We start from the raw sequence: 22,600 nt of genomic DNA, 5'->3' as shown, positions 1-22,600 counted from the left end.
CCTGTTCAGCGCGGGTTCACGGACGTAGCATTTCCATTCAACTCGCCAATGTCTGAGAAGAAAAAGGAACGACCGCCATGGCGCGAATTTCGGCGCGATTTTTCTGGGCGATAATCATCGGTCTCGTGTCGCTCGCGTCGCTGCCCGCGCACGCGCAGGACCAGGAGAAGCGGCTCGCGCTGGTGGTCGGCAATGGCGCCTACGAGGCCGGCCCGCTGCAGACCGCCGCCAATGATGCCGGGCTGATCGCGCAGACCTTGCAGGCGGCCGGCTTCGATGTGATCGGCGCGCGCGATCTCGACGCCGAGACGCTGCGCAAATCGTTCCGCGATTTCGTCCAGAAGGTGCAGGACGCCGGTCCCAACGCGGTCGCCTTCGTCTATCTCGCCGGTTACGGCGTGCAGTTGACCGGCGAGAATTATTTCGTGCCGGTCGATGCCAAGATCGCCCGCGACACCGACGTGCCGGTCGAGACGATCCGGTTGTCCGACTACACCCATCAGCTCGCGGCGCTGCCGATCAAGGCGGGCGTGGTCGTGCTCGATGCGGCCCGCAGCAATCCGTTCGCCAAGGATGGCCAGCCGCTCGCCGGCGGCCTTGCACTGGTCGATCCTGAAGCAAAAATGCTGATCGCCTTCAGCTCCGCGCCCGGCACCATCGCTCCCGACGGCGCGCCGCCCTATGGCCCCTATGCGCAGGCGCTGGCCGAGATGATCCGCACCGGCGGTCTCACGCTGCCCGATGTGTTCGACCGCGTCCGGCTCCGCGTCAACGAGATGACCAAGGGCGCGCAGATCCCATGGGATGCGCAGAAGGTCGATTCGCCCTTCGTGTTCTTCGAGCGCAAGCCCGATGCGCCGCCGGCCCAAGTCGACGCCGGATTGCGCACCAAGCCGATCCGCGATTTCCCGGCCCAGGATGCCTATGCGGCGGCGCTGGAGCGCGACACGCTGCAGGGCTATCAGGATTATCTGCAGGCCTATCCCAGCGATCCGCTCGCCAAGCGCGTGCGCGCGATCGTGGCGGCGCGGCGCGAGGCGATCACCTGGCGGCGCACCTACAACACCGACACGCCGGACGCCTACTGGTCCTATCTCAACCGCTATCCGCGCGGTCCGCACGCGGCCGATGCACGGCGCCGGCTCGCTTATCTCTCGGCCGCGCTGGCGCCGCCGCCGCAGTTCGCCGCAATCGATTACGACGTGCCGCCACCGCCGCCGGATGAGATCGAATATGTCGATCGTCCGGTGCTGTACTACAGCGATCCGGTATTTGGCTTCGCGCCGCCGCCACCGCCGCCGGTGGTGTTCCTGCCGCCACCGCCGCCGGACTTCGTGGTGCTGCCGCCCCCGCCGCCGCCGATCGGCTTGTTCATTCTGCCGACGCCGCTGTTCGTGCCGATCCCGGCCTATGTCGCGGCACCGGCCTATGTCGCGCCGCCGCCGAACAACATCGTGTTCAACAACATCCACAACACCACGATCATCAACACGGTGATCAACAATCCGAACCCGACGCCGGCGCAGCTCAGCGCGGCCGGGATGCGGCCGGCCGTCCCCGGTGGGCCGATCTCGCGCGGCCCGTCGTTGCCGCCCGCCGCGTTGCAGCGCGCCAATCTGGTGCAGCCGGGCGGGCCGCAGGGCGCTCCAGCGGGCGCAGGCGCCCTTGTGCGACCGGCGCCGGGCGCCGCGCCGGGCGCGCCCGGTGCTGGTGCTCACTCCCTGCCGGGAGCGAGGAACGCACCGCCGCTGCCGCAAACCGCGACCGCACCCGCCAACGCTCCACAACAGGGCGTCCACCCGAACGTGCCAGCGCCTGCGCCCGGCAAGCCCGCCACGGCGATGGCACCCGCCAACGCCCGGCCGGGGCCAGGTGCCAGGCCGATGGCGGCGCCAGCGACACCTGCACCTGCGGCAGCCGCGAGGACGCCAGGAAGACCGCCGCTGACGCACGCGGCGACCGCACCGACCGGCAACGTAAGGCCTGCGATCGCGGCGCCCGCGCGGCCGGCGCCGGCTGCGCGGCCTGTGCCGCCGGCGCGTACCGCGGTGGCCCGGCCACCGGCTGCGCGTCCCGCGCCGCCGCCGCGCGCAGCTCCGCCGCCGCCGCGTGCTGCGGCCGTTGCGCCGCGTCCCGCGCCAGCCCCGCGCGCCGCACCGCCGCCACCACGGCCGGCCGTGGCGCAGCGCGTGGCACCGCCGCCGCGTCCTGCGCCACCGCCGAGGCCTGCCGCTGCGCGGCCGGCGCCGTGTCCGCCCAACAAGTGCAAACGCTGAGGATGTGACGTCATGAGCCGGGCAGGTCAGCATCCATGAGCAACACCAGACGCCGTGGAGGGCGGTCGGTCGCCACGCTCGTCGTCGGCGCGGTGGCCGCGCTGATGGCCGGCCAGAGCTGCGCGCTGGCGGCCGAGCTCAACGCACAGGACGTCGCGCTGCTCGATCGCCTGACCTGGGGCGTCAGCGCCTCCAGCGCCGCGCATCTGCGCGACGTCGGTGCCGAGCGCTGGCTGCAGGAGCAATTGCATCCGGCCAATTCCGCATTGCCGGCCGCGGTCCGCAGCCAGATCGAGGCGATGCCGGACGTGCATCGCTTCCCGTTCGACATCGCCGCATCGTTCGACCAGCAGGGCAAGTCGGCCAACCAGGTCGCCGATCCCGAGCAGAAGAAGGCGGCGCAGCAGGTCTACCAGCAGGCCATGAACGACCGTGCCAAACAGGCTGCGGCCCGCTCGATCCTGCACGCGCTGTATGCGCCGGACCAGCTGCGCGAGCGTCTGACCTGGTTCTGGTTCAACCACTTCAACGTCCACCAGTACAAGGCCAACATCCGCGTGCTGGTCGGCGACTATGAGGACCGCGCCATCCGCGCCAATGCGCTCGGCAAGTTCCGCGATCTGCTCACCGCGACGCTGCATCATCCCGTGATGCTGCGCTATCTCGACAATGCCGACAACGCGGCCGGCCATCTCAACGAGAACTACGCCCGCGAGATCATGGAGCTGCACACCATGGGCGTCGGCTCCGGCTACACCCAGGCCGATGTCGAGGCGCTGGCGCGCATCCTCACCGGCGTCGGCATCGACTTCAAGCCGGAGGACCCGAAGCTGAAGCCCGAGCTGCAATCGCAGCTGGTCCGCGAAGGCGCTTTCGAGTTCAATCCGGCGCGGCACGACTATGGCGACAAGACCTTTCTCGGTCATCAGATCAAGGGCAGGGGCCTTGCCGAAGTCGACGAGGCGCTCGACATCCTCTGCCGCCATCCGGCGACCGCCACGCATATCGCAAAACAGCTTGCGACCTATTTCGTGTCGGACAATCCGCCCGATGCGCTGGTGCAGCGCATGGCGCAGACCTTTCAGAGGACCGACGGCGATATCGCGGCTGTGATGTCGACGCTGGTGCACGCGCCCGAGTTTGCCGTGACCCTGAAGGGGACTACAAAATTCAAGGATCCCGTGCTCTACGTGATGTCGGCGGTGCGGCTCGCCTATGACGACAAGGTCGTGCTCAACACGCTGCCGATCCAGGGCTGGCTCAATCGCCTCTCCGAGGGCCTGTTCAATCACGAGACGCCGGACGGCTATTCGATGCTGTCGGCCGCCTGGAACGGTCCGGGGCAGATGATGCTGCGCTTCGAGATCGCGCGCGCGATCGGATCGGGCTCGGCCGGGTTGTTCAAGCCAAACGAGCCCAACGCAGTCGACCGGCCGGCGTTTCCGCTGGTGATGAACGGGCTCTATTTCACGACCATCAGGCAGACGCTGAGCCCGACCACGCTCGCCGCGCTCGATCAGGCGGTGTCGCCGCAGGACTGGAACACGCTTTATCTGTCGTCCCCGGAGTTCATGCACTGAAAGGGAGGTTCGCCAATGGACCGCCGTGATCTGCTCAAGGCCATCGCCGCTTCGACGTCTCTCACGCTTGCCGGACGGGTCTGGGCTGCGCCCGCGACCGACGCGCGGCTGCTCGTCGTGTTCCTGCGCGGCGCCTATGACGCCGCCAATGTGGTCGTGCCCACAGGCAGCGAGTTCTATTACGCCTCGCGCCCGACGCTCGCGGTGGCGCGGCCCGATGCCGGCAACCCGAACGCGGCGCTTTCGCTCGATGCCGGCTGGGGCCTGCATCCAAGCTTGCGCGACTCGATCTATCCGCTGTGGGCCAAGCGCGAGATCGCCTTCGTGCCGTTCGCCGGCACCAGCGACGATCTCTCGCGCAGCCATTTCGAGACCCAGGACACGATCGAGCTCGGGCAATCCGTCGGCGGCAGCCGCGACTACCGCTCCGGCTTCATGAGCCGGCTGGCCGTCGAGCTGACGCGGGTGAAGCCGATCTCCTTCACCGACCAATTGCCGCTGATCTTCCGCGGCCACGCCCAGATCCCGAACATCGGCATCGCCAGCGTTTCCAAGCCCGGCGTCGACGACCGCCAGGCCAGGCTGATCCGGGAGATGTATGCGAAGGGCGATCTCGCCAATTCGGTCGCGGAGGGTTTTCGCGTTCGCGACGACGTCTACAAATCCGTCTCCGAGGAGATGATGGCGGCCAATCGCGGTGCGGTGTCGCCGCGCGGCTTCGAATTGTCGGCGCGACGGATCGGCCGGCTGATGCGCGAGCAGTTCAATCTCGGCTTCGTCGACGTCGGCGGCTGGGACACCCACGTCAACCAGGGCGCCGCGACCGGTTATCTCGCCGACCGCCTCGGCGAATTGGGCCGCGGCCTCGCCGGCTTCTCCGAGGAGATCGGGCCCGCGATGTGGCGCGACACCGTGGTGGTCGTGATCTCCGAGTTCGGCCGCACCTTCCGCGAGAACGGCGACCGCGGCACCGATCACGGCCATGGCAGCGTCTACTGGGTGATGGGCGGCGGCATCAATGGCGGGCGCATGGCCGGCGAGCAGATCCAGGTCGCGCAGGCAACGCTGTTCCAGAACCGCGACTATCCGGTGCTGACCGACTACCGCGCGTTCTTCGGCGGCCTGATCCAGCACGTCTACGGCCTGCAGCAGGCCAGCCTCGAGCGCATCTTCACCGGCATCAAGCCGAAGGATCTGAATTTGGTCTAGCCGCAACCTTCGCCTCTCCCGTCTGCGGGGAGAGGCCGGAACGCATCGCAGATGAGTTCCGGGTGAGGGGCGTCTCCGCGAATCCGTCTATCGCCCATTTGAATTGGACATTTGCGGGCGATCATTCACTTGCCTAGTATTCCGTCGATTCCGTCAGGGTGAGTCGGCTTACATGACAGTCTCCGACCGAAAATATGGGTTCATCGAACCTTCGTCCGGGATCCAGCACCTGGATGCGACGGACATCCAAAAGCAGCTTGGAATCCAGATCTACAGCGGTCATCGCGCAAATCTTGCGGCCTACCGCGGCAAGAACGCGCACTTTGATCGTATCGCCGAACGGGCGGCCAGGTTCGATGTCGGCTACGAGGACCAATGCTCGGCCGCCTATTACTGGGATCTCTTCAATTGTATTTTTGCGTTCCGCGAGAAACTGACGAAAGTTGTCGACCTTGGCGTTTACATGGGAGGCTCTTCGGTCATTCTCGCCGGCTGTGCGCATGAATTCAACTTTCAGATCGACCTGATCGACATCGACGACAAGTATCTGCACTTCGGGCATGAGCGCGTTCGGCGCACATATCCGGAGCAGGCCGACAACGTTCGTCTGTACGGCGGCGACCTGCCGACTTACGTGCGCGACGTCCTTTGCAAGGAGCAGGGCAGCTGCATTCTGCTGCACCATGACGCCTCGCATGAGTTCGGCCAGGTGGTTCGGGACCTGAGTTCGCTTTTCTATGTGAAGGACCAGATCCACAGCGTCGCAATTCAGGACACCAACCTGCGCGGCCAGCCGGATTTTTCAAATGCGGGACGCTTCGTCGACGCTGCCGCCTATGCCGTCTTCGGATTCAACATGAAATACGTCCCGATCGGCACCACGTTCGGCGAGAACGATACGCTGATGACCATGCCGAACCGGTTTCAGGGAAACTATGTGCTGCCCGGGATGCCCGAGGGCTGGTTCATTCCGCTCGAGCACAACACGTTCAAGTACCCACACGCCCTCGCGCCGCCGCCCCTCGACGCCTTCATCAATCCGACGCAGCGGTAACAGGGCATCGTCACGGGCGAGAGCGCGCACGCCCGGATATCAACGCGCCTTCGAACCCAGGTCCGCGATCGCCTTCATCACCGCATTGCGGATGCCGGGGTCGTAGAGGATGTGGCCGGCGCCGTCGATGATGCGGACTTCGCTGCCCGGCCAGCGTGCGGCGAGTGCGTGCGTGGTCGCGGGCGGGCAGAGCAGATCGTAGCGGCCCTGCACCATGATGCCGGGGATGCCGGCGAGCAGGCCGACATTCTCCATCAACTGGTTGGGGCGCAGGAAGCAGTCGTTGGCGAAGTAGTGCGCCTCCATGAACGGCGTCGAGGGCAGCACGCCCGATGTTTTCTGGAGGTCGAGCCGGGTCTGCTTCGGCGTGTGCTCCGACAGCGTACGCTCGGTGTCGTGCCAGGCGCGCGCGACGCGGCCGTGCACGTCGATGCTGGGGTCGAGGATGCGGCGGTAGTAGGCGGCGAGCGGGGTTGCGCGCTCGCTTTCAGGCAGCACGTTGAGGAAGTCCTCGTAAAGCGCGGGATAGAACCGGGGCAGGGTGCGCAGGAAGACGTCTTCCAATTCCTCGTGCGTACCGAGAAAGGTCGCGCGCAGCACCAGGCCGCTGACGCGCGCGGGATGCGCCTGCGCATATGCCAGCGCCAATGTCGCGCCCCAGGAGCCGCCGACCACCATCCAGCGCGCAAAGCCGAACCGCTCGCGGATCGTCTCCATGTCGGCGATCAAATGCTGCGTCGTGTTGTGCTGGCGGCTGCCTTTCGGCCGGCTGCGGCCGCAGCCGCGCTGGTCGAACAGCACGGCGTGGAATCGTTCGGGATCGAACAGCCGGCGATGATCCGGCTGGCAGCCGCTGCCCGGTCCGCCATGCAGATAGACGGCCGGAATGCCGCCCTCGCGGCCGACGCTCTCGACATAGAGATCGTGGCCGTCACCGACATCGATCTGCTCCGATGTCAGCGGGGCAAACGGATCGGCGCGCCCGGTGGATTTGCCGGCATCGGCGTCAGGCGCCATTACGTTCGTCCCGGCGCTCGTCCGCCTCCAGCGTGCCGCCGGCAAAATTGCGGTACAGGAAGCGGCTCTGCGCGCCTTCGGATTCCTGCTCGGCCTGCTTGAAGATCTCGTCATGAAGCGGTGACAGCGCGCAGGCCGGGTCGGTATTCCCGGCATCGCCGGTCAGCGCAAAGGCCTGGCAGCGGCAGCCGCCGTAATCGACCTCGCGGAATTCGCAGGATTTGCACGGCTCCGGCATCCAGCCGGTGCCGCGATAGCGGTTGAAGGCTTCCGAGTTCTGCCAGATCCAGGCGATCGAATGGTTCGAGCGCACGGATTCGAATTCCAGCCCCGTGATGCTTTCGGCGGCGTGGCACGGCAGCACCTTGCCGGCCGGCGAGATGTTGAAGAACTGGCGGCCCCAGCCGCCCATGCATTTCTTCGGCCGCAGCGCGTAATAGTCCGGCACGACGTAGTCGATCGCGAGCGTGCCTTTCAGCCGCGCCTGAGCCTCCTCGACGATGCGGCTGGTCTCCTCGATCTGCTCGATGGTCGGCATCAGCGCGGCGCGGTTTTTCAGCGCCCAGCCGTAATACTGCACGTTGGCGACTTCGAGCCGGTCGGCGTCGAGGTCGACGGCCATCTGGATGATGTCGGACAGTTGATGCAGGTTCTGCCGGTGCATCACCGCATTGACGGTGAGCGGCAATTCCAGCTCACGCGTCCATTTCGCTACTTCGAGCTTCTTGCGATGCGCGTCCTTCAGGCCCGCGACGCGATCGGCGACGATGGGCTCGTTGCCCTGAAAACTGATCTGCACATGGGAGAGACCTGCGTCGGCCAGCGCCTTCAGCCTGTCCCGGGTCAGCAGCACGGCTGACGTGATCAAATTGGAATACAGCCCAACATCGCTCGCATGCTGTACCAGTTCGACGATGTCCTTGCGCGCGGTCGGCTCGCCGCCGGAGAAATGGACCTGCAGCACGCCGAGCTGGGCGAGCTCCCTGAGCACCTTCTTCCACTCGTCGGTGGTGAGCTCGGTCGATCCGCGGTCGAGCTCGACCGGGTTCGAGCAATAGGGGCATTGCAGCGGACAGCGGTGGGTGACCTCGAGCAGCACCGCGAGCGGGATGCCATAGGTCTCGGCCGCCGAGCGCGCGCCTTCCAGCACGGCGAGGCCGTCGCTCGGGGCGGTTGAGGTGGTCTTGTTGTCGGCGAGCGTGGCACTCATGCTGTGTTCTCGCGCGCTTCGGTGAGAAAGCCCTTGTCGGCGAGGTCCTGCAGCATCGCGACCACGTCGGTCAGGATCGCCTCGCGCGGAGCGGCGTATTTCGCGGCAAGCTGCTCCGCCATATCTGAAACAGTGCGCATGCCGTCGCAGAGTTGCAGCACCTCGACCGCGATCTCGTCCGGCGCCAGCACGCGCTCCGGCGCCAGGATCACCCAGACTTGCCGCGTCTCGTCGAATTTCAGCTTGGCATGGCGCGGCAGCTTCGGCCGGCTGCTCTCGCTGACGCTGATGTTGCGGCTGGCCATCGGTTTTTCCTAGCTGGTCTTCGGCACGAAGGCGCCGGGCGGAATGTGACCGTCGACATAGGCATGGGAAAGCGCGTCGAGCTGCACCCACAACACGTTGGTCTTGAAGATCAGCGCGTTGCAGACCGCCTCGCGCTCGGCCGGCGTCCTAGCGTGCTGCTTGACATAGTCGAGCGCGAAGTTCGCATCGCGCGGCGCCTGGGTCAGGCGGCGGCTGAAATAGCTCATGATGTCGGGGTTGACGAAGTCGTAATGCTTCAGCATCCCCGAGATCCGCTCCTCGTGCAGGTTCGGCGCGAACAATTCGGTGAGCGAGGAGGCGATCGCCTCCAGCGGCGTGCGGTCGCGGCAGAAATGCACATAGGCCTCCACCGCAAAGCGCGTCGCCGGCAAAATGCCTTCGGTGGATTCCACGTAAGCCGTATCGAGGCCGAGGCCCTCGGTCAGCTTGAGCCAGCGATCGATGCCGCCCTCATTGCCGGGATCGCCGTCATGATCCTCGATGCGGTGACGCCACTCGATCCTGGTGTTGCGGTCGCGGAAGCGCGAGATCACCATCGCGTCCTTCAGCGGGATCGTGCTCTGGTAGTAGTAGCGGTTCAGCGCCCAGGCCTGCACCTGGCCCTTGTTGAGCTTGCCGCCGTGCAGCAGGCGGTGGAACGGATGCAGGCTGTGATAGCGCGTCGCGCCGATCGTGCGCAGCGTCGCCTCCATCTCCTCGGCACTGTTGAGCGTCATGCCCTTGCCGATCGAGAGCGCAGTCATTCCGTTGGTAGGCACCATATTCACAGCACGATCTCCGTTCCGTCGGAGGGAATCTGCCAGCCCGCCTGTTCGGCCGCCTTGCGTTCGGCCGAACTCCCAAGCAGCGCCGGGTTGGAGTTGTTGATATGCAAAAACACTTTTCGTCCGATGTCGAGGCCGGCGAGGCTGTCGATCGCGCCATGATCGCCGGACATCGCGATATGTCCCATGCTCTGGCCGGTCTTGTTGCCGAGCCCGGCTGCGATCAATTCGTCGTCGCGCCACACCGTGCCGTCGAAGAACACCAGCGGCGCGCCCTTGATCCGCGACTTCAGGTCGTCGTCCACCCGCGCGCAGGCGGCCAGGAAGTAGAAATATTGGCCGCTCGCCCGGTCCGCAATACGCAGGCCCAGCGTATCGCCGACGCCGTCGCGGCCGGCGGGATGCGCCTTGCCCTCGAGATACCAGGCGCTTTTGCCGGGAACCTCGAACGGCAACACCTCGAGTCCTGACGGGGCGCCGTCGGGCAAACGGGGCTCGAAAGCCTGATCGACCGCGATCGCCTCGCGCTTGACGTTCTTCTCGTTCAGCACGTTGAAGATGCTGTTGGAGCGCAGGATCGCCAGCACCCGCTCATGGGCGTAGATCGCAAACGGCGAGCCCTCGCGCATCGACAATAGCCCGGCGACGGCATCGATCTCGCCATTGGTGAGGATCACGCCTGATATCGGCGTATGGCGCAACGCGCCTTGCTTGGGATGCAACTGCGGGGTCGCAATGAGCTGCTGGCGCAGGTCGGGCGAGGCGTTGACCAGGAACCAGTTGGCGCCGTCGCGGCTGAATGCGATCGAGGCCTGCGTGCTCTGCAATTCCGGATGCTCGTGCCGCGCGGCCCTGCAAACCGGGCATCCGCAGTTCCACTGCGGAACGCCGCCACCCGCTGCGGCGCCGAGGACGACGACGCGAAGCATGATCCGTCCCCCGGAGAATGTCTTGAATCAATCCCAAAACGCTGCGAGGTGGACCCCGGCTTGGAAACACACTCCCTTGCTCGGGAGCGGGTCACGCCCGGATGTCCACCTGCGCTGAACGCTAAACCTGTATTGGGCGCGACCGCTTACTTGCGGGTGGCGCACATATACATGTTGATTTCCATGCCGACCGACACTTCGACGATCTTCGGTGCTTTCCAGGCCATGTGGCTCTCCATTGTTGCAACCGGACGAACTTCCGCCCTGCGGGTTAAACTACTGCGGATGAAAAAGTTCGCCAGTTAAATCTTTTGCAAGGTTGCTCTGTCGCGCGAATGCTGCATCGCAAAATGCGGCCTTTGGCCCGCTCACGCAGTTGTGCGCACCGTGCCTTGAAAAGCCCATCACATCAGACCTTTTTCCTGTTGTTCGCGATGGGGTGAATAGTGATGTTTGGGGACGGAGTGGGGAAGCCTGTATCCTCCGAAGGTCCTGATGACGATTTGCGCCCCGCAGGCGGAGGCGGGCGCTCAACTTGAGCCGAGTTCTGCCGATGCCACGCTATTTCTTCAACACCCGTATCGGCGACGAGCTGATTTCCGATCCCGACGGCGAGATCCTGCGGGACCCGGATCGCGCCTGGGAAATGGCGCGTGCCATGATTCGTGAGCTGCTCAAGACCGAAGGTGCCGACGGCGCGCTGCTCAGTGCGGTGATCGAGGTGACCGACGACGAGGGTGAGATCGTGCTCGAGTTCCCGTTCACGGAAGCAATCCTCGATCGCCCGGACCGCTCGATCACCAGACATTGATCGGTTGAGCGCGACGCGTCGGGTCGCGCGCCGCGCACCGGCCGCCCGCGCCGGCGTCGTTATGTTTCCGATTGCATTTGTCCGGACAAATTCGCACAACTACCTGCGGGAAGGCCGCCAGCGCCGGTTGAGAGGACCGGTGCAAGGAAGATGGCTTCCGCCCAGGGGAGAACATCATGACAAATTATTACTTTGCGCCGCGCAGCCTGTTGCTTGCAGGCGCTGTGTTCGGGGCTTTCACGCTGCATGCTGCGGCGCAGCAGCCGGCCAGCCCGCCAGCCGCAGGTGCCGCGCCAGCTGCGCAGGCGCTGCCGCCCGGCTCGCCCATGATCGGACGTCCGGACAATGAGGCCGCCGCAAAGCTCGCGCCGGTGGCGGGTCCGCCGATCCCGGCCGCGCCCGACAAGCTGCCGCTGGCCAAGCTCAAGGTGCCGGCCGGCTTCAATGTCGAGGTCTACGCCGCCGGCATGGCCAACGCGCGCTCGCTGGCGCTCAGCGACAAGGGCACCGTGTTCGTCGGCAGCCGACTGGTCGACAAGGTCTATGCCATCGTCAACAAGGACGGCAAACGCTCGGTCAAGGTGATCGCCTCCGGCCTCTACCGTCCGAACGGTGTCGCCTTCAAGGACGGCACGCTCTACATCGCCGAGCTGTCGCAGGTCTCCAAGATCGACAAGATCGACGATGTGCTCGACAACCCGCCGAAGCCGACCGTGATCTATGACAAGCTGCCGAAGGACGAGGCCCATGGCTGGAAGTTCATCGCCATCGGTCCGGACAACAAGCTCTACGTCCCGGTCGGCCAGCCCGGCAACGACGTGCTGCATGACGACGCCCACGGCCAGATCCGCCGCATGAATCTCGATGGCTCAGGCGCCGAGGTCTACGCGCTCGGCGTGCGCAACTCGGTCGGCTTCGACTGGAATCCCGAGAACAAGCAGATGTACTTCACCGACAACGGTCGCGACTGGCTGTCGGAGTCGGTGCCGGAGGACGAGCTCAACCGCGTCACCAAGGCCGGCGAGGATTTCGGCGCGCCGTTCTGCTGGCAGGGCAACATCATCGACCAGGAGCTCGGCTGGGGCAAGAACTGCAAGGACTACACGCCGCCGGTCGGCCTGATGGGCCCGCATACCGCCTCATTGGGCATGCGCTTCTACACCGGCAACATGTTCCCGAAGTCCTATAAGAACGCGATCTTCGTCGCGCGCCACGGCTCCTGGAACAAGACGCAGAAACAGGGCGGTGACGTCGTCGTCGTCAAGCTGAACAAGGACGGCACCGTGAAATCGGTCGAGCCGTTCATGACCGGCTTCCTCGAGGACAACAAATATGTCGGCCGCCCGGTCGACGTGATGCTGCTGAAGGACGGCTCGCTGCTCGTCTCCGACGACTGGAACGGCGCGGTCTACCGCGTCAGCTACGGCAAGCCGAAGGTCGCGAACCAGTAACGACACCGCCGTCATTCCGGGGCGATGCGAAGCATCGAACTATGATGCGCAATTGCGCATCTGAGAATCTCGAGATTCCGGGTCTGGTGCTTGCGCACCAGCCCGGAATGACCCTGTAGGAGTCAGGAGCAGACGAATGCGTAAGATGATGATCCCTATGCTCCTTGCATCCGTCGCCTTCTCCGCAAACGCCGAAACCATCCAGGAACGCACCGTCACCTGCTTCGCCTGCCATGGCGAGCACGGCACGTCGGAGACCGAGAACACGCCCTCGCTCGGTGGCCAGCAGGCGCCTTACGCGCTGATCCAGCTCTTCATGTTCCGCGAGAAGCTGCGCACCTTCGAGCCGATGAACGAGATGGCGAAGCCGCTGACCGACGACGACCTCAGGACCTTCTCCGATTTCATCGCCACCTTGCCGAAGCCCAATCCGCCCGCGGACGCCGGCGATCCGGCGCGGATGGGGAAAGGCCAGGCGCTGGTGCAGCAGAACCGCTGCAACACCTGCCACAACACCGATTTTTCGGGCAAGGAGAACGTCCCGCGCATCGCCAACCAGCGCGAGGACTACCTCGCCAAGACGCTCGCCGAGTACAAGGACAACTCGCGCCACGGCTATGATGCCACCATGGCCGACGTGATGCAGACGGTGACCAAGGAGCAGATCGCCGATCTCGCCTATTACATCGCCCGCGTCCGCTGAGACCTCGGGCCGCCGGCCGCTGGCCTTGTCCTCCGCGTGGCGCTAAAGAAGCTCCGTCATACGGAGTGTCTTATGCAGGATCTTTGGCGTCTGTCGGCGACCGAACTCGCCGGCCTCATCAAATCGAAGCAGGTTTCGGCCAAGGAGGCGGCGCAGGCGGGGCTTGCCCGGCTCGATGCAGTCAACCCGAAGATCAATGCGGTGGTCGATCACCGCCCGGACGACGTGCTGGCACAGGCCGCCGCGGTCGATGCTGCGATCGCGTGCGGCGAGGCGGTCGGCCCGCTCGCCGGCGTGCCCGTCACGATCAAGGTCAATGTCGACCAGGAAGGCTATGCCACCACCAACGGGCTGAAGGCGCAGCGCGACCTGATCGCCAAGACCGACAACCCTGTGGTCGCCAATCTGCGCAAGGCGGGCGCCGTGCTGCTCGGCCGCACCAACTGCCCGGCGGTGTCCTATCGTTGGTTCACCACCAATCTCATCCACGGCGACACCAAGAACCCGCGCGATCCCGGCATCACGCCGGGCGGCTCGTCGGGCGGCGCGGGCTCAGCGGTCGCGGCCGGCATCGGCCATATCGCGCATGGCACCGATATCGCCGGATCGATCCGCTATCCGGCCTATGCCTGCGGCGTGCACGGCCTGCGGCCGAGCCTGGGCCGTATCCCCGCCTTCAACGCTGCGCTGCCGGAGCGTCCGATCGGCCCGCAGATCTCTGCGGTCTCTGGGCCGCTGGCGCGCACCGTCAACGACCTGCGCATCTCACTCGCGGCGATGTCGGCGCCGGACTATCGCGATCCTTGGTACGCGCCGGTGCCGCTGGACGGCGCGCCGCGGGAAAAACGCGTGGCGATGTGTCTCAATCCGGATGGCCTCAACCCGGTGCCCGAGGTGGTCGCTGCGGTCGCCGATGCCGGCAAGCGGCTGCAAAAGGCCGGCTGGATCGTCGAGGAGATATCAGACACGCCATCGCTGCGCGAGGCCGCCGAGATCCAGACCAGGCTCTGGCTCGGCGACGGCTATGAGGCGCAGTTGGCCTTCGCCGAACGCGAGGGCGATCCCGGCGCGCTGGCCTGCCTGCGTGGCGTCGGCCCGCGCGTGCATCCGTTCGACCTGTCGCAGGCGCTGGCGCGCCGCGCGACATTGACCCGCGAATGGTTCGCCTTCTTCGACAAATACCCGGTGCTGCTGATGCCGGTCTCCGGCGAGCTGCCGTTCCCCGATCATCTCGACCGCAAGGACGAGGCGTCGTTCGCGCGGGTCTGGCATGCGCAACTGCCGCAAATCGCGATCCCGTTCATGGGGCTGCCGGGGCTCGTCATCTCGACAGGCCTGGTCGGCCGGATTCCGGTCGGCGTGCAACTGGTGGCCGGCCGTTATCGCGAAGACCTCTGCCTTGCCGCGGGTGAAGCGGTGGAAGCGGGCGGCACGCCGTCCGCCCCGATCGATCCGGTGGTCTGACATGCCGACAGTCTATGATTTCTCCGCCAAGTCGCTCGCCGGAGAGGACGTGCCGCTGCAAGGTTTCAAGGGCGAGGTGCTGCTGATCGTCAACACCGCGAGCGCCTGCGGCTTCACCCCGCAATACAAGGGCCTGCAGCAGCTCTACACGGATCTTTCCCCGCGCGGCTTTGCGGTGCTCGGCTTCCCCTGCAACCAGTTCGGCGCGCAGGAACCGGGCGACGCCAAGCAGATTGCCGACTTCTGCGAGACCAAATATGCCGTGACGTTTCCGATGTTCGCCAAGATCGACGTCAATGGCGCCCATGCGCACCCATTGTACGCGTATCTGAAACGTGAGAAGTCGAGCCTGCTCGGGTCTTCGATCAAATGGAATTTCACCAAATTCCTGGTCGACCGCAGCGGCAAGGTCGTGTCGCGGCATGCGCCGACCGCCCGGCCCGAAGGATTGAAGAAGGATATCGAGGCGTTGCTATGAGCGAGAACGACGACACCACCAACGACCAGTTTCCGGATCGTCTTTCGATCGATCCGAACAGCCCCTACTACAACGAGGCGATCTTGTCGCGCGACGTCGGCATCCGCTTCAAGGGCGTCGAGAAGACCAATGTCGAGGAGTACTGCATCAGCGAGGGCTGGGTGCGTGTCACGGCCGGCAACGCCAAGGATCGTCACGGCAATCCGCTGACGCTGAAGGTGCACGGCGCGGTCGAGCCGTATTTCAGGGACAAAGCGAAGTCCTGACGGACCGACGCTGGCCGTCGTCCATCCTCCGTCATTGCGAGGAGCGAAGCGACGAAGCAATCCATCTATCCGTTATGCCGTGAAATGGATTGCTTCGCTTCGCTCGCAATGACGGTGTGGAGGTAGCCGAAAAACCAACATAGAAAGCAACCCCCATGTCCGTCCGCATCGTCGACGTCCGCGAAGTGACAAAACCGATCTCCTCGCCGATCCGCAACGCCTATATCGATTTCAGCAAGATGACATCGAGCCTGGTCGCCGTGGTCACCGACGTGGTGCGCGACGGCAGGCGGGTGGTCGGCTACGGCTTCAATTCCAACGGCCGTTACGGGCAGGGCGGCCTGATCCGCGAGCGCTTCGCGCCGCGGCTGAAGGAGGCCGATCCGGCGTCGCTGCTCGACGCCAGCGGCGATAATCTCGACCCCGACAAGGTCTGGTCGACCTTGATGTCGAACGAGAAGCCGGGCGGCCATGGCGAGCGCTCGGTCGCGGTCGGCACCATCGACATGGCGGTGTGGGATGCGGTGGCGAAGATCGCAGGCAAGCCGCTGTTTCGTTTGCTTGCGGAGCGCCATGGCGTGTCGGCCAATCCGCGCGTCTTCGTCTACGCTGCCGGCGGCTACTACTATCCCGGCAAGGATCTCTCCGCGCTGCGCAAGGAGATGCGCGGCTATCTCGACCGCGGCTACAATGTCGTGAAGATGAAGATCGGCGGCGCCCCGATTGCCGAGGATCGCGCGCGTATCGAAGCGGTGCTCAACGAGATCGGCAGCGGCGCGCAGCTCGCGGTCGACGCCAACGGCCGTTTCGACCTGGAGACCGCGATCGCCTACGCCAGGATGCTGCGGGACTATCCGCTGTTCTGGTACGAGGAGGCCGGCGATCCCCTCGACTATGCGCTGCAGGCCGCGCTCGCCGAATTCTATCCCGGTCCGATGGCGACCGGCGAAAACCTGTTCAGCCACCAGGACGCGAGGAATCTGATCCGCTATGGCGGCATGCGCCCGGACCGCGACTGGCTGCAATTCGACTGCGCGCTGTCCTACGGGCTGTGCGAATATCTGCGCACGCTTGCCGTGCTGAAGACCCATGGCTGGTCGCCGAGCCGCTGCATTCCGCATGGCGGCCACCAGATGTCGCTCAACATCGCCGCCGGCTTAGGCCTCGGCGGCAATGAGAGCTATCCCGACCTGTTCCAGCCCTATGGCGGCTTCCCCGACGGCGTGCGCGTCGAGGCTGGCCACATCACGATGCCCGATCTTCCGGGCATCGGCTTCGAGGGCAAGTCAGATCTCTACAAGGAGATGAAAGCGCTGGCGGAGTAAAGGGCGCAGTTGTCGTCACTGCGCGCCCTGCAATCAGTCGCAGACCCGCACGATGCGATAGTGCCAGCCGCGCGTTGTATGCACGCGCTGCCGGACACGGTAGCAGCCGCCATAGGCCGGATAACCGTAGTACGGATAGCCGTAGGTATAGCCGGGTCCGTAGTAGAAGCCCGGTCCGTAGCCCCAGCCATATCCGCGATAGAAGCCGCCGCGGCCAAATCCACCGTGGAATCCGCCGCCGTAGCCGCCGCGCGCCGAGGCGGCGTCGGGAGCAAGCATCCCGAGCGCAGCCGCGGCAAAGAGGACGAGGATCGCTTGACGCACCATTTTCAGATTCACTCTGATTGACCTTTCACCATCGCGTTCTGTGGATCAGTACCTGCTGCTGCCATAGCCGAAGCGGTAGTTGAGCCGCGCGGTAACGAGGTCGACGTCCTGGCTGATGTCTTCGTTGCGCGTGTTGACGCCGAGATTGGCGGGCGCAACGCCGATGAAGGTGTTGTTCTCGCTCCCCATGAACAGGTGGTCGTATTCGACGGCCACCGACCAGTTCGGCGCAAAGCCGTATTCGAGGCCGACACCGACGGTGCCGCCCCAGCGCGTATCGTTGGCCGAGCTGAGCTGGATGCCTGACACGTTCGACCAGCCGGAATATTGATTGTCGGTGACGGCGGCGCCGCCCTTCACGTAGAGCAGCACGTTGTTCCAGGCATAGCCGATCTGGCCGGTGAACAGTCCGAAGGCGTCCATCTTGCTCTGGTTGGTGACGTTGGCAAACACCAGGCTCTGGTTCGATCCGGAGATGTCGGCCCAGTTGCCCTGCGCCTCGACGCCGAACACCCACGACGCGGATTGCCAGCGATAGCCGACCTGGCCGCCGACCGTGCCGCCCGAATTGCTGCCGCAACCTTCGCCGACGCTCGGGCTCACGGCCGTGCCGAATAGGGCGGTGTTGTTCCAGCAATCCCGGCTCCATCCGCCGCCGCCGTTGATGCCGACGTAGAAGCCGCTCCAGTCATAGGCCGGCGAAACCAGCGGCGGCGCCTTCGTCGGCACATATGTGCGCGGCGCGAGATCGGCCGCGAAGGCCGGTGTGGCGATTGCTGCGAAGCCAGCGACGCCAAGCAGAATTCTTTTCATGATGAGAGTCCCCATGCGATGTCACGACCAACCCCGCCGAGGACCATAAGGAAAATCGCGCGCGTGTATCGTGAAATTGTCGCAAGCTCGATGAATGTCGATTTGTAAGCGAACGCGCATCGCAGGTTTCCGCATTGATCGGCGAAACACGCACGCAAGGTTCGTGTCAGAGAGCGCGTGAAAAGAGACTCATCGACGGCATTTTCTCGACGGCGATAGGCGCGAGATTGCTGAGCAATCGATGACGTCGGAGATCGCGCACGATGATGTGATCGTCAGCGCCGGATGTGCGTCGAAGCCGACGTCGAGCTAAAGCGCTTTTGCGATCGCGAATCGATGGCCGCGCGCGAGAGCTCTGGCGGCCGCGCGATAGCGCCGCGCCATGATCAGCATCGCGGTGTGCTGCTCCGGCATCGTGGCTTGCGCGGCGAGCTGCCGGCAGATGCGCTCCAGCCGCCGATAGTCGCCGATCTCGGAGTCGCGCGACAGCAAGCGGCCGGTCCAATCCCATCTTCGCATTAGGCCGATGCAGATACGCAGCAGCCTGGACAAGCGTTGCTTCAGATCGTCATCAAGGCCGGCTTTCATCGTGCGGGGGCTGGGATTGCCGCTCGCCGGCAATCGCGCGGAGCGCGCCACGCCAAAGTTCTGAAGCATTGACATCCTGTCTTGCCTGCATTGGCCCCGAGCCATCGATCACTCTCCCGCTTGTTCTGAAATCGGCAAGTGAACGTTTGGCAACCTCGCAGCGTGGCGATCCGTGTCGTGTCACATCTCGCAACATTGCGACCGCGGAGGGCCACGAATTCTTTCCGTCTGATTTTCAGCAACAAGAAGAAACAGAAATCAGCCCGTCGCGCGGCTGACGCTTCATGCTCCTGGAGGTAGCCGCGCGACTCCTCGTGCGGGTCGTCTCACGGAATCGTGTGAGCATTGCTCAAAATAATATTGAACATCGCTCAAGTTTGAATATACTCATGATCCGAAGCCATGCCGCTCCCGCTTGACCCGGGAGCGGCACCAACCGCCACGCGGGAGCAATCGGATGGACTATTCAGTGCGAGATCTGCGGCTTGCGGCCGATGCCGGGGTGATCAGCCCGGCCGATCTGGAGCGGCTGCTCGGCTTCCTGGCGAGCGACCGGCCGCAGGGCCAGTTGGACGGCGCGCGGCCGGCGAAATTCGATGTGGCGTATCTGCTCTGGTACGCCGGCGCCTTGATCGTGATCGGCGCCATGGGCCTGTTCTCGACCCTGGCCTTCACGCAGATGGGCGGCCGCGCGCTCGCGCTCACCGCGCTCGCCTATGCGGCCGCCTTCACCGTGGCAGGCCACCATCTCTGGCACCGCAAGCATCTGCGCGTTCCGGGCGGCCTCCTGATCGCGATCGCGGTGTCGATGGCGCCGCTCGCGGTCTACGGCATCCAGGATGAGCTTGGCTGGTGGGGCCAGTTCGGCAAGCCCGGCACGGTGCAGGACTTCTACATCTGGATCAAAGGCAGCTGGTTGTTCATGGAGATCGCAACCGTCGCCGCCGGTGTCGTTGCGCTGCGCTATTACCGCTTTGCCTTCATCGTCGCGATCATCGCGGTCGCGCTGTGGTTCATGTCGATGGACCTGGCACCGTGGTTCAGCGGCACGGCTTACGCCGACTTTGAGACGCGGCGCCGGGTCTCGGTCTGGTTTGGGCTGCTCGTCCTGGCGGCGGCCTGGACGGTGGACTACCGCAGCCGCAGCGGCGACTTTGCGTTCTGGCTGCATCTGTTCGGGCTGATGGCGTTCTGGGGTGGCATCACGGCATCCAGCAGCGCGACTGAGTTCGGGCGGGCGCTGTATTGCCTGTTCAATGCCGGCCTGCTCGCGTTGGCCGTGATCCTGATGCGGCGCGCCTATGCGGTGTTCGGCGCGTTCGGCATCTGCCTCTATCTCGGACATCTCGCCGATGTCGTGTTCAAGGATACGCTGCTGTTTCCGTTCGCGCTGTCCCTGATCGGAATTGCCGTGATCGCCGCCGGCCTGCTCTACCATCGCAACGAGCGCGCGATCGCAGGCTGGCTTGCGACGCATCTCCCCGCGGCGCTGCTGCGGGGGCGGTCGGCGTCGACGTGATATTTTATCCACGTCATTGCGAGCTCCTCGCAATGACGTGGAGAGCGGGGCCTTACCCCAGCCGCATGTCCAGCAGCCGCCGGCCTTCGCCCTTCAGGAGCTTCTTCACCGCGCTGGAGGCGATCACCTCGCCATTGTTGGCGTAGGCCTCGTGGTTCTTCTCGATGTCGTCGAGGCGATAGAGATAGTTGACCATGATTCCGGCGGATTCGCGCAGGCCCTTGGGCGAGAGGTCGCCGAGCCAGTTGATGCGTTCCAACCGCGCGCCGTTGCCGAGATGGAAGCGCGCGACGGAATCGATCAGCCGCCCCTTCGGTGTACGGGCCTTGAGGAAGTAATAGGCCGCGAGCGGCTCCAGCACGACGCGCAGCTGGGCTTCGAGCTCGGCATTGTCAGGCCAGCCTGATATGTCGAGGCTCTCCAGCAGCTGGCGCTCGTCCTCGGTGAGCGGCACGTCATCGGCTTGCTTGACCCACTGCGTGAAGCCGGGCACCGGCGACAGCGTCACGAAATTGTCGAGCTTCGGCAGTTCGCGGCGCAACTCCTCGGCGACCTGCTTGATCAGGAAGCTGCCGAAGGAGATGCCGCCGAGCCCGCGCTGGGTGTTGGAGATCGAGTAGAACACGGCGGTGCGGGCGCGCTCGACCGGGACCGGCTCACGTTCCTCGGCGAGCAGCGGCGCGATCGCGCCGGGGATGGCTTCGGTCAGCGCGACCTCGACGAAGATCAGCGGCTCGTCGGGCAGCGCGGGATGGAAGAAGGCGTAGCAGCGGCGGTCGACCGGATCGATGCGGCGGCGCAGGTCGTCCCAGTCGCGGATCTCGTGCACCGCCTCATAGCGGATGATCTTCTCCAGAATGTTCGCCGGCGACGACCAGTCTATCCTGCGCAGCACGAGGAATCCCCTGTTGAACCAGGACGAGAGCAGATGCACCACGTCGCGATCGAGCGCGGCGAGGTCCTTGTTGCCCTTCGTCAGTGAAAGCAGATCGGTTCGCATCGAGACCAGCTCACCGGTGCCGCCAGGTGCGCGGTTGAGCCGGCGGATCAATTCCTGCCGCCGCGGCTCGGAGGCAAAATGCAGATCGCTGGCGTCGTCGCCATTGGCCTTGTCGTTCATTTTGGCGCGCCAATTGTCGATCGCCTGCATCAGCCTGCCGTGATCAGGCCCGAAATCGCGGGCGAGGCTCTGGAAGAAGGTGAGGCGGCCGGCGGCATCGAGATGGTGGTAGCGGTCAAGGACCTCGCGCGCCATCGCGGTGCCGGAGGCCTCGCCGCGGCCCGACAGCAGCGCTTCGCACAATTCCACCAGCTCGGAGGCGTCCTGCATGTCGTCGGCCGGGCCGGCGCGACGCAACAGGGTGCGGCCGCGTTCGGAAATCGTCGAGAGCAGATCAGAGAAAAAGGCGTTGGCCATGGGCGGGACGTATCCAGTGAAGCCGAACCTTACACCGGATTTAAGGTCGGGAGCACCTGAATCAAACGCATGGATCGTGCGGAAATATGGCGCAGCTTGATAACGGTATACGCGTCATGTCTGGGCATAGCCGTCCGTAGGATGGCGTCGCTTCCCCAAGCCCGCGAATGACGAATGTCAGTGTATGACGAGCGTCACTTACGTCTTCTCCGCAAATTCCGTCGGCGTCTTGCCGGTGACCTGGCGGAAGGCATGGGAAAAAGCCGGCACGCTGGCATAACCGAGGTCGGATGCGATTTGCTTGACCGAGACATTGACGTCCGTCGAGAGCCGCTCGATCGCGGCTGCGATGCGGGCGCGCTGGCACCAGCTCTTGAACGACAATTGCGTCTCCACCGAGAATAGCCGCGACAGGGTCCGCGCCGAAGTGCCGACCGTGCGCGCCAGCGTCTCGATCTCGTAGTCGCGGGTTGGATCTGCCAGCACGATGTCGGCGGCACGGCGGCAGCGCGGCTCCTGCGGCAGCGGTATGAAGGTCGCGGGGTCCTCGGCGCGGTGCAGCTCCAGCATCACCAGCCTGATCAGGAGTTCGATCCGTTCATCGCTGCTCGATTTGTCGAACAGCGCAAGGATCGCCTGGTGCAGCAGCGGCGAGACCCGCACCACGAACTCGTTGGCGAGACTGTCGCTGCGCTCCTCGCGCGCGAGCCAGGCCTGCTCGAAATACAGCGTCCGCATCTCGATGTCGGCGAGCACGTCGATCGCATGGCCGAACAGGGCAGGCACCCACACCGCGCGGTCCGGCGGCACCAGCCAGCGCCCCTTCGGCGTGGTCACCTGCATGGTGCCCCTGGTGGCGTAGACCAGCTGCGCCTCGCGATGCATGTGCGGATCGAGCCGGACGCCCTTTTCATAGGTGCGCGCGACCAGATGCACGCCGTCGCCGGTGATGCGGCGCTGCTCGTAGAGGGCTCTGATTGGCGGGTTAGCGATAGTCATTGGCGACATCCCGTCAAGACAAGCACCTATAACCTATTTCGGTGCCATTGAAGATTCGCCTGAGAGCCGTGTC

Annotated in this window: 23 protein-coding genes; 12 read left to right on the top strand and 11 right to left on the bottom strand. The window is 64.9% G+C overall.

What is annotated here, in order from left to right:
* Positions 1 to 77 precede the first annotated feature (77 nt).
* The 4 genes from IC762_RS27470 (at position 78) to IC762_RS27455 (ending at position 6,119) form a co-directional block, all read left to right on the top strand.
* A complete protein-coding gene (locus tag IC762_RS27470) occupies positions 78 to 2,276 on the top strand; it encodes a caspase family protein (protein ID WP_195785305.1) in 2,199 nt (732 codons plus the stop codon).
* 35 nt (positions 2,277 to 2,311) lie between these two features.
* Positions 2,312 to 3,856, top strand: coding sequence for a DUF1800 domain-containing protein (locus tag IC762_RS27465; RefSeq protein WP_195785304.1), 1,545 nt, complete (start codon positions 2,312 to 2,314; stop codon positions 3,854 to 3,856).
* 15 nt (positions 3,857 to 3,871) lie between these two features.
* Entirely contained in the window at positions 3,872 to 5,065 is a 1,194-nt protein-coding gene (locus IC762_RS27460) for a DUF1501 domain-containing protein (protein ID WP_195785303.1), read from the top strand.
* 172 nt (positions 5,066 to 5,237) lie between these two features.
* Entirely contained in the window at positions 5,238 to 6,119 is an 882-nt protein-coding gene (locus IC762_RS27455) for a class I SAM-dependent methyltransferase (RefSeq protein WP_195785302.1), read from the top strand.
* Positions 6,120 to 6,158: 39 nt separating this feature from the next.
* On the opposite strand, the gene pip is transcribed toward IC762_RS27455, so the two are convergent.
* The 6 genes from pip to pqqA form a co-directional block, all read right to left on the bottom strand.
* Positions 6,159 to 7,136 (bottom strand): prolyl aminopeptidase, encoded by a 978-nt coding sequence (gene pip, locus IC762_RS27450; RefSeq protein WP_195785301.1) that lies wholly within the window; start codon positions 7,134 to 7,136, stop codon positions 6,159 to 6,161.
* On the bottom strand, positions 7,126 to 8,346 hold the full coding sequence (gene pqqE, locus IC762_RS27445) for a pyrroloquinoline quinone biosynthesis protein PqqE (protein WP_195785300.1): 1,221 nt from the start codon (positions 8,344 to 8,346) through the stop codon (positions 7,126 to 7,128). Before pqqE ends, pip begins: the two co-directional genes overlap by 11 nt.
* Positions 8,343 to 8,651 (bottom strand): pyrroloquinoline quinone biosynthesis peptide chaperone PqqD, encoded by a 309-nt coding sequence (pqqD, locus tag IC762_RS27440; protein ID WP_195785299.1) that lies wholly within the window; start codon positions 8,649 to 8,651, stop codon positions 8,343 to 8,345. Before pqqD ends, pqqE begins: the two co-directional genes overlap by 4 nt.
* Before the next feature lie 9 nt (positions 8,652 to 8,660).
* A complete protein-coding gene (gene pqqC / locus IC762_RS27435) occupies positions 8,661 to 9,416 on the bottom strand; it encodes a pyrroloquinoline-quinone synthase PqqC (protein WP_195790312.1) in 756 nt (251 codons plus the stop codon).
* Positions 9,417 to 9,436: 20 nt separating this feature from the next.
* Positions 9,437 to 10,366, bottom strand: a complete 930-nt coding sequence (gene pqqB / locus IC762_RS27430) for a pyrroloquinoline quinone biosynthesis protein PqqB (protein WP_195785298.1) — start codon at positions 10,364 to 10,366, stop codon at positions 9,437 to 9,439.
* 146 nt (positions 10,367 to 10,512) lie between these two features.
* Positions 10,513 to 10,593: a pyrroloquinoline quinone precursor peptide PqqA gene (gene pqqA / locus IC762_RS27425; RefSeq protein WP_035635412.1), complete on the bottom strand. Its 81-nt coding sequence runs from the start codon at positions 10,591 to 10,593 to the stop codon at positions 10,513 to 10,515.
* A gap of 326 nt (positions 10,594 to 10,919) precedes the next feature.
* Here pqqA and IC762_RS27420 point away from each other — a divergent pair, with 326 nt between their 5' ends.
* From IC762_RS27420 to IC762_RS27390, 7 genes are all read left to right on the top strand, one after another.
* Positions 10,920 to 11,177: a DUF6894 family protein gene (locus IC762_RS27420; RefSeq protein ID WP_195785297.1), complete on the top strand. Its 258-nt coding sequence runs from the start codon at positions 10,920 to 10,922 to the stop codon at positions 11,175 to 11,177.
* A gap of 176 nt (positions 11,178 to 11,353) precedes the next feature.
* Positions 11,354 to 12,628 (top strand): PQQ-dependent sugar dehydrogenase, encoded by a 1,275-nt coding sequence (locus tag IC762_RS27415; RefSeq protein WP_195785296.1) that lies wholly within the window; start codon positions 11,354 to 11,356, stop codon positions 12,626 to 12,628.
* Positions 12,629 to 12,785: 157 nt separating this feature from the next.
* Positions 12,786 to 13,331 (top strand): c-type cytochrome, encoded by a 546-nt coding sequence (locus tag IC762_RS27410; RefSeq protein WP_246801269.1) that lies wholly within the window; start codon positions 12,786 to 12,788, stop codon positions 13,329 to 13,331.
* A gap of 72 nt (positions 13,332 to 13,403) precedes the next feature.
* Positions 13,404 to 14,795 carry an amidase family protein gene (locus tag IC762_RS27405; protein WP_195785294.1) on the top strand — a complete coding sequence of 464 codons (1,392 nt, stop codon included), beginning with the start codon at positions 13,404 to 13,406 and terminating at the stop codon, positions 14,793 to 14,795.
* A 1-nt stretch (position 14,796) separates the two neighbouring features.
* Positions 14,797 to 15,273: a glutathione peroxidase gene (locus IC762_RS27400; protein WP_195785293.1), complete on the top strand. Its 477-nt coding sequence runs from the start codon at positions 14,797 to 14,799 to the stop codon at positions 15,271 to 15,273.
* Positions 15,270 to 15,539, top strand: a complete 270-nt coding sequence (locus IC762_RS27395; protein WP_195785292.1) for a DUF3297 family protein — start codon at positions 15,270 to 15,272, stop codon at positions 15,537 to 15,539. Before IC762_RS27400 ends, IC762_RS27395 begins: the two co-directional genes overlap by 4 nt.
* A gap of 155 nt (positions 15,540 to 15,694) precedes the next feature.
* A complete protein-coding gene (locus IC762_RS27390) occupies positions 15,695 to 16,864 on the top strand; it encodes a mandelate racemase/muconate lactonizing enzyme family protein (protein ID WP_195785291.1) in 1,170 nt (389 codons plus the stop codon).
* Between the two features lie 33 nt (positions 16,865 to 16,897).
* Here IC762_RS27390 and IC762_RS27385 read toward each other — a convergent pair whose 3' ends face one another.
* From IC762_RS27385 to IC762_RS27375, 3 genes are all read right to left on the bottom strand, one after another.
* Positions 16,898 to 17,191: a hypothetical protein gene (locus tag IC762_RS27385; protein WP_195785290.1), complete on the bottom strand. Its 294-nt coding sequence runs from the start codon at positions 17,189 to 17,191 to the stop codon at positions 16,898 to 16,900.
* A gap of 45 nt (positions 17,192 to 17,236) precedes the next feature.
* The gene (locus IC762_RS27380) at positions 17,237 to 18,004 is read right to left on the bottom strand and encodes an outer membrane protein (RefSeq protein WP_195785289.1); all 768 of its coding nucleotides are present in this window, start codon (positions 18,002 to 18,004) and stop codon (positions 17,237 to 17,239) included.
* A gap of 309 nt (positions 18,005 to 18,313) precedes the next feature.
* A complete protein-coding gene (locus tag IC762_RS27375; protein ID WP_195785288.1) occupies positions 18,314 to 18,697 on the bottom strand; it encodes a hypothetical protein in 384 nt (127 codons plus the stop codon).
* A gap of 352 nt (positions 18,698 to 19,049) precedes the next feature.
* Here IC762_RS27375 and IC762_RS27370 point away from each other — a divergent pair, with 352 nt between their 5' ends.
* Positions 19,050 to 20,111 carry a hypothetical protein gene (locus IC762_RS27370; RefSeq protein WP_195785287.1) on the top strand — a complete coding sequence of 354 codons (1,062 nt, stop codon included), beginning with the start codon at positions 19,050 to 19,052 and terminating at the stop codon, positions 20,109 to 20,111.
* A 52-nt stretch (positions 20,112 to 20,163) separates the two neighbouring features.
* Here IC762_RS27370 and IC762_RS27365 read toward each other — a convergent pair whose 3' ends face one another.
* Entirely contained in the window at positions 20,164 to 21,528 is a 1,365-nt protein-coding gene (locus tag IC762_RS27365) for a malonyl-CoA decarboxylase (RefSeq protein WP_195785286.1), read from the bottom strand.
* A 198-nt stretch (positions 21,529 to 21,726) separates the two neighbouring features.
* Positions 21,727 to 22,527, bottom strand: coding sequence for an AraC family transcriptional regulator (locus tag IC762_RS27360; RefSeq protein WP_195785285.1), 801 nt, complete (start codon positions 22,525 to 22,527; stop codon positions 21,727 to 21,729).
* Positions 22,528 to 22,600: the final 73 nt, after the last annotated feature.

Source organism: Bradyrhizobium genosp. L (genome assembly GCF_015624485.1).
Taxonomy (GTDB): Bacteria; Pseudomonadota; Alphaproteobacteria; order Rhizobiales; family Xanthobacteraceae; genus Bradyrhizobium.
The sequence above is the reverse complement of the archived record's forward strand: the minus strand, read 5'-3'. Positions and strand labels throughout refer to the sequence as shown.